Origin of the sequence: uncultured Thiohalocapsa sp., assembly GCF_913062725.1 — a bacterium.
Classification (GTDB): Bacteria; Pseudomonadota; Gammaproteobacteria; order Chromatiales; family Chromatiaceae; genus Thiohalocapsa.
Map to the genome: position 1 here is coordinate 1 of NZ_CAJXWY010000107.1, position 6,431 is coordinate 6,431.

The following is a 6,431-nucleotide window of genomic DNA, read 5'->3' on the forward strand; positions in this document are numbered from 1 at the left end:
CATGCATGTTCTCTTCTTCCATAGATGATACGTTCAGGCGCCTGTTCTGATTAGTTTTTTCGTGGGGATACCTCAGGGTCAGAGCCCTTTTTGCGAGCAAAAAGGGCTCTGACCCCTTTTTTGGGACATGCGCAGCACGATGACCAGCAGCCAACCACGCGATTGTTTCAGGACGCGGGCCGCCGTGGGGCTGCGTGCCCTGCTCTGGTGCTGCCTGCTGCTGCCGCTCGCCGTCGTCCGGGCCGACACGCCGCCGCCGGTGCCCGCGCCGACGGCATCCTGGCTGGCGCATTACCAACAGCTCGCCGCCGCCCAGCCGGCGCACTGTGCGCCGACGCAGATACCGGCATTGCCCGCGGGCATGCCGAACCGCGCCTTCGGCTTCCCGGCGCTCGCCGGCGGCGGCGGCGGAGCCGAGCCGGGCATCATCTACTCCAGAGACACCCTGGTCGAGCACCTGCTCGTGCTCAGCCAGGGCGCCGACGGCTGCGTCCATGCCAGCGCCTCCGGCCGGCTGCTGCCCTTCGGCAGCCGCGCGGTGGCGAGCCCCCTCGCCAATGGGCGCATCCCCGCCGCTCTGGGCGACGCACCGCCGGTGGCCATCGTCTCCGACGCCAAGTCCATCCGCCCCTGGCTGCGCCACCAGCCCGAGACCGACTTTCGCGCCGGCGCCGCCCTGCATTGGACGCTCCTCGGCGCCTACAGCGGCACGCTCGCCATCTTGCTGCTGGTGGGGCTCGGCTTCGTCGTCTGGCGCCGCAGCGCCTTTGCGCTGGCCTACGTGGTCTACCTGGCGGTGCTGCAGGCCTACCAACTGCAGGCCCTCGGCCTCGGCCCCGCCTGGCTGCCCTTCTGGCCGGCCCCGGAGCATGCGCGCCTGGTGCAAGCCATCGCCCTCGCACTCCTGGTGCCCGCCATGAGCGGCGTGGTGCTCGCATTCCTGGTGCCGCGCCGCCCCCTCGCCCTCACCATCGCCGTTGGCACGGCGGTGGCATCGGCGGCCTTCCTGGCGTCGGCCTGGACCGATTGGGGCTATCGCGCGGGCGCCCTCACCTTCGCCGTGCTGGCGGTGCTGGTGCTGCGGCTGCTGTGGCGGCGCCTGCACAACCCCGACCCCGCGCTGCGCTGGTTCGCGGCGGGGCTGGGTGCATCCGTCGCCGGCGGCGGCTTGCAGGCCATTTCGGCGGCGGCCGCCGACGTCGGCCTGCCCGCCGCCTTGTCCGTGGCCTTTGCGGCGGGCAATCTGCTCGAGGCCCTGTGCTGGCTGGTGGCCCTCACGCTGCAATTCCGCGGTGAGTATCTGCGCGATCGCCAGCGCCTGTGGTCCGCGGCCCATCGCGATGCGGTCACCGGCCTCTACAACCGCCACTGGCTGCGCGAGCGCATCGCCGATGCCCTGGCCATCACCGCGCGCCGCCCGGGGGCGCAACGCCAGCTCTTGCTGCTGGAACTGGACGCCTTCAACCGCGTCAATCAGTCCTGCGGCCATGGCGGTGGCGATGCGGTACTGCGCCAGGTGGGTCAGGCCTGGCGCGGGCTGCTGGAGCCCGGCGAGGCCATCGGGCGCTTCAGGGGCGACCAGTTCGTGCTGCTGCTGCGCCCCGGCCGCGACCCCTGCGCGGCGGAGGGACTCGCCGGCGGCATCCTCTCCAAGCTCGCCAAGCCGCTGCGCTGCGGCGCGCGCGTGGTGAGCTTGCGCGCCAGCATCGGCATCGCCACCGTGCATGCGGGCTACGCGCGGGTGGACGACGTCATCGCCGACGCCACCCTCGCCCTCGAGGCCGCCCGCCGCCAGGGCGGCCATCGCGCCGTGCGCTTCGCCGCACCCATGCGCCGCTTGCAGCGCGAACAAACGCGTCTGCGCGAAGCGCTGGTGCGCGGCCTGGAGCGGGAACAATTTCTGCTCTACTACCAGCCGCTGGTGGCCCTGGACACCGGGCGCGCCATTGGCTTCGAGGTGCTGCTGCGCTGGCAGCACCCCACCCGCGGCCTGCTGCCCGCGGCCAGCTTCGTGCCGGTGGCGGCGGCGGGCGGCCTCATCCGCGCCCTGGGCTATCGGGTGGTGCAGCTCGCCTGCGCCCAGCTGCGCGACTGGCAACGCCACTGCGACTGGTACAGCGGCGAGTATCTGAGCATCAATCTGTCCGCCGAACAGCTCGGCGACGAGCAACTGCTGACCGAGATCCGCACCGCCCTCGACGACAACGGCCTCGACCCCAGCGCGCTGCGCTTCGAGATCCCGGAAACCGCCCTGGTCGCCGAAACGCCCGAGCTCCGGGCTTGGCGCACCCGTCTGCTGGGGCAGCATCTGCTGCTGTGCCTGGATGGCTTCGGCACCGGCCAGACGCCGCTCGCCAGCCTCGCCGACCTGGCCTTCGACAGCATCAAGCTCGACCCCGCCCTGGCCGCGGGCGTGGTGCACCAGGGCCGGGCACAGAACCTGGTGCAGGCGGGCGTGGCCTTGGGCGCCCAGTTCAGCTGCCTGACCATCGCCCAGGGCATCGAAAGCCGCGAGCAGTTGGACTGGTTCCGCCGCCTGGGCTGCGGCTACGGGCAGGGGCGCTACCTCGCCGCCCCCATGCCGGCGGCGGCACTGTCCGAGTGGGCCGCGCTCTGGCAATTCGGCACCTCACCGGACGTCACCGGCTACACCGACTCCCGCCTCCATTGAAAAAAGGGGTCAGAGCCCTTTTTGCTCGCAAAAAGGGCTCTGACCCCTTTTTTCCTTACGCGCGCACGATGTGGGCGGCGGTGTCGCGGTAGCGGCCGCGGGTGTCGACGATGAGCGGCGCGTGGGCCTTGATGAGGTCGTAGTCGAAGCGGTCGTGATCCGTGGCCAGCAGCACGCAGTCGGTGGCGGCCAGCGTTGCGGGCGTCAGTGGCACCGACTCCAAATCGAAGTCGTGCTTACGCATCGGCAGGAAGCGTGGCACATGCGGATCGGAATAGCTGATGTCGGCGCCCTTGGCCTGCAGCAGCTCCATCAGCACCATGGAGGGCGACTCGCGCCGATCGTCCACATTCTTCTTATACGCCAGCCCCAACACCAGGATGCGGGCGCCCTTCACCGCCTTGCCGCGGGCGTTGAGCGCATCCACCACCTTGCTCACCACCCACTGCGGCATGCTGGTATTCACCTCACCCGCCAGCTCGATAAAGCGGGTATTCAGGCCATACTCGCGCGCTTTCCAGGTGAGATAAAACGGATCGATGGGAATGCAATGCCCGCCCAGCCCGGGCCCGGGATAGTAGGGCGTAAAGCCGAAGGGCTTGGTGGCCGCCGCCCGGATCACCTCATGGATATCGATCCCCATGCGATCGCAAACCACCTTCAGCTCATTCACCAGGCCGATGTTCACCGCCCGGTGAATATTCTCGAGCAGTTTGGTCATCTCCGCCGCACGGGTCGACGACACCGCCACCACCTCGTCGATCACCTGGCCATACAGCGCCATGCCCGCCTCACGACAGGCCGGCGTCACCCCGCCCAAAATCTTCGGGATGCTACGGGTGTTGAAGCTCGGATTGCCGGGGTCCTCGCGCTCCGGCGAAAACACCAGAAACACATCCTCGCCCACGCGCAGCCCCACCGACTCGATCCGCGGACGCAACTCCTCGTCGGTGGTGCCCGGCCAAGTCGTGCTCTCCAGCGACAGGATTTGCCCCGCGCGCAGGTGCGGCAACAGCGACTCGGTGGTGTCGATGACGTAGCTCAGATCCGGCTCCCGGTGACGGCTCAACGGTGTTGGCACGCACAGGATCAGCGCATCACAGGCGCTGGCCTCGGTGAAATCCGCGGTGGCCCGAAAGCCCTGCTGCAGCGCCCGGGCGATGGTCTCGGACGTGATGTGCTCGATGTAGCTGCGGCCCGCATTGAGCGCATCCACCTTCGCCGGATCCACGTCGAAGCCCAGCACCCGATAGCCGACATCGGCGAAGCGCAGCATCAGCGGCAGGCCGACATAACCCAGTCCAAGAATCCCGACCACCGCCTCGCGGCCATTGAGACGTTCGATGAGCGCCATGTGCAAACCGTCCATTCCAAAAAAAGGGGTCAGAGCCCTTTTTAGGGGCCCCGGCTGTCAGGCCAAGGAGACACCATCAGGACACGTGCCGTCTAGCGACGTTTCAGAAACTCGTCGAAATAGGCGATCGTCGGTTGCAATCCGTCGCTCAGCGCGACCTTCGGCGTCCAGCCCAGCCGCTCGCGCGCCAACGCGATGTCGGGCTGGCGCTGACGGGGCTCAGCTTAAGGCGGGACTGGGACAGCGCCAAGCCCATCGCGGGTGTCTGTGCGACACAATCTGCGCCGCCGTCCCGGTTTGAATGCGGATACACTGGCCTCAGCGCCCCGGAAAGTCAAAACCGACATCGGGCAGTTGCGTGGCGACGTCCAGCTCCAGATCGAGCAGTTGCGTGGCGACGTCAAAACCGACATCGAGCGCAGTCGCAATACGTTGCTGTCGTGGCTGATCCCATTGATGTTCGCGCAAGTCGGGGCCATCACCGCCCGGATGAAATTGCTGTAGCAAAAAAGGGGTCAGAGCTTGAGGTATCCCCGCAATTTAGAGGGGATACCTCAGGGACAGGTCTGGTTTTTTGCCAAGCAACAATGTCGCATGAATGCACTGCTCGATCCCACCAACGACTACGTCTTCAAGCGGCTGTTTGCTGAGGCCCCTGAACTGCTGGTGGCGCTGATCAACGACCTGCGCCCCGATCTGCCCGATATCGCCTCGGTCGAGATCCTCAACCCCACCATCGAGCCCAACGATCTGACGGGCAAGTACATCATCCTCGATGTCCTGGCCCGCGATGGCGACGGCCATTGCTACAATGTGGAGATTCAGGTGCGCCGCTACGGCGCCTGGCACAAGCGCGGGCTGTTCTACCTGGCGCGCACGCTGGGCGGGCAGCTCGGTGGCGGCGAGGACTACCAGGAACTGCGCGCCTCGGTGGGGCTGCACCTGCTGGACTTCGATCTGTTCACCGCCAGCGAGGGCGAGCGCCGCCAGGCGGTGTGGCGCTTCGAGATGCGCGATGAGCACCAGCCGAGCGTCACGCTGGGGAACATCCTGCAGATGACCCTGATCGAACTGAAAAAGGCTGATCGCCTGGGGCTGCCGCCGAGTCCGCTCGGGGCGTGGATTACGTTCTTCAAACACTGGCAGGAGACACTGACGATGGCCACAGTCACCCACGAGCCGGTCAAGCAAGCCATGCAGCGTATCCGCGCGCTCAGCGCCGATGAGGAGGCGCGCCGCCTGGCGTTCGTGCGCGAGCGGGCGCTGCGCGACGAAGTGTCGTTCTTGAACGAGGCCAAGCGGGAAGGGCGTGAGGAAGGGCTCGAGAAAGGGCGTGAGGAAGGACTTGAGAAAGGGCTCGAGAAAGGACGTGCGGAAAGTCGCGAAGAAATTGCGCGCACGCTGATTACAATGAACCTGCTAACCGATGCGCAGATTGCCACGGCCTCGGGCCTGAGCGAGGCACACATCAAGGCGCTGCGCGAGCCGCCGGTGGCATAAAGGCGTCCACCGCTGAAACCCGGGATGGGGAAAATTGGAATCGGGTCTTGTTTGTTCGGTTGGTCTGTAACCCGTATCGACGACGGCGCAGATTGATCTGGGCAGAAAACGTGGTGCGCCCCCATTTTCTTTGCCGCGGATGGTGGCAGACTGTCGATGAACAGGTCCATCGCTGGACCGCCACACGAGACCGCCACACGCGTGCAGCGCCATGAGCACCGCCTTCGACCTGTCGAGTCAGATCGACGCCGCCCCCGACGATCACGCGCGCTTTCAGCTCCTGGCGGAGGCGATCCGCGCGTTGGCGGAGCAGGCACCGCAGCCCGAGGACATCGCCCGCGGCGCGGATGTGCGCGAGAGCGAGCTGCGCCTGCAGAAAGAGATCGCAGTCGTGCACAAGGAGATGCGCGAGGGCGAGCTGCGCCTGCAGGGACAAATCGAAGAGGGCCGCAGGGGGACCGAGGTCGTCCGCAAGGAGATGCGCGAGGGTGAGCTGCGGCTGCAAGAGCAGATCCGAGAGGTGGAACTGCGCCTGCAGGGGCAGATCAGGGAGGTGGAACTGCGCCTGCAGGGGCAGATCGAGGAGGTACGCAAGGAAATCAGGGAGGTGGAGCTGCGGCTGCAGCAGGAAATCGACCAGGTGCGCGTGGACCTGAAGGCCACCGAGGTGAATCTGCGCACCGCTATCCACCGCCAGACGGTGTGGATCATCGGCGCCATCGGTGCCGTCACCGGCCTGATCCGCCTGCTCGACTGGCTGCTGGCTTAGCCTTGCATGATGCCATGATGCGCTGATGCAGTCGCATCTTCGGTCTTCGGTTGAGGGTCACATGTGAATCCGTGAGGTGAATGGCGCCAAACGGCGGCTTCCATCGAATGGCATGCACCCAGGTCAGCAATTGGTCA

General features: G+C 66.8%; 5 protein-coding genes. 4 read left to right on the forward strand and 1 reads right to left on the reverse strand.

Annotation, left to right across the window (positions count from 1 at the left end):
* The first annotated feature begins 139 nt into the window (after window positions 1–139).
* Window positions 140–2,671, forward strand: coding sequence for an EAL domain-containing protein (locus QZ588_RS17465; RefSeq protein WP_295544332.1), 2,532 nt, complete (start codon window positions 140–142; stop codon window positions 2,669–2,671).
* Window positions 2,672–2,726: 55 nt separating this feature from the next.
* Here QZ588_RS17465 and QZ588_RS17470 read toward each other — a convergent pair whose 3' ends face one another.
* Window positions 2,727–4,025, reverse strand: coding sequence for a nucleotide sugar dehydrogenase (locus QZ588_RS17470; RefSeq protein ID WP_295544334.1), 1,299 nt, complete (start codon window positions 4,023–4,025; stop codon window positions 2,727–2,729).
* A 267-nt stretch (window positions 4,026–4,292) separates the two neighbouring features.
* Here QZ588_RS17470 and QZ588_RS17475 point away from each other — a divergent pair, with 267 nt between their 5' ends.
* From QZ588_RS17475 to QZ588_RS17485, 3 genes are all read left to right on the forward strand, one after another.
* Window positions 4,293–4,529: a hypothetical protein gene (locus QZ588_RS17475; protein ID WP_295544335.1), complete on the forward strand. Its 237-nt coding sequence runs from the start codon at window positions 4,293–4,295 to the stop codon at window positions 4,527–4,529.
* A gap of 90 nt (window positions 4,530–4,619) precedes the next feature.
* Window positions 4,620–5,525, forward strand: coding sequence for an Rpn family recombination-promoting nuclease/putative transposase (locus tag QZ588_RS17480; RefSeq protein ID WP_295544337.1), 906 nt, complete (start codon window positions 4,620–4,622; stop codon window positions 5,523–5,525).
* A 211-nt stretch (window positions 5,526–5,736) separates the two neighbouring features.
* Window positions 5,737–6,294: a hypothetical protein gene (locus tag QZ588_RS17485; protein WP_295544339.1), complete on the forward strand. Its 558-nt coding sequence runs from the start codon at window positions 5,737–5,739 to the stop codon at window positions 6,292–6,294.
* Window positions 6,295–6,431: the final 137 nt, after the last annotated feature.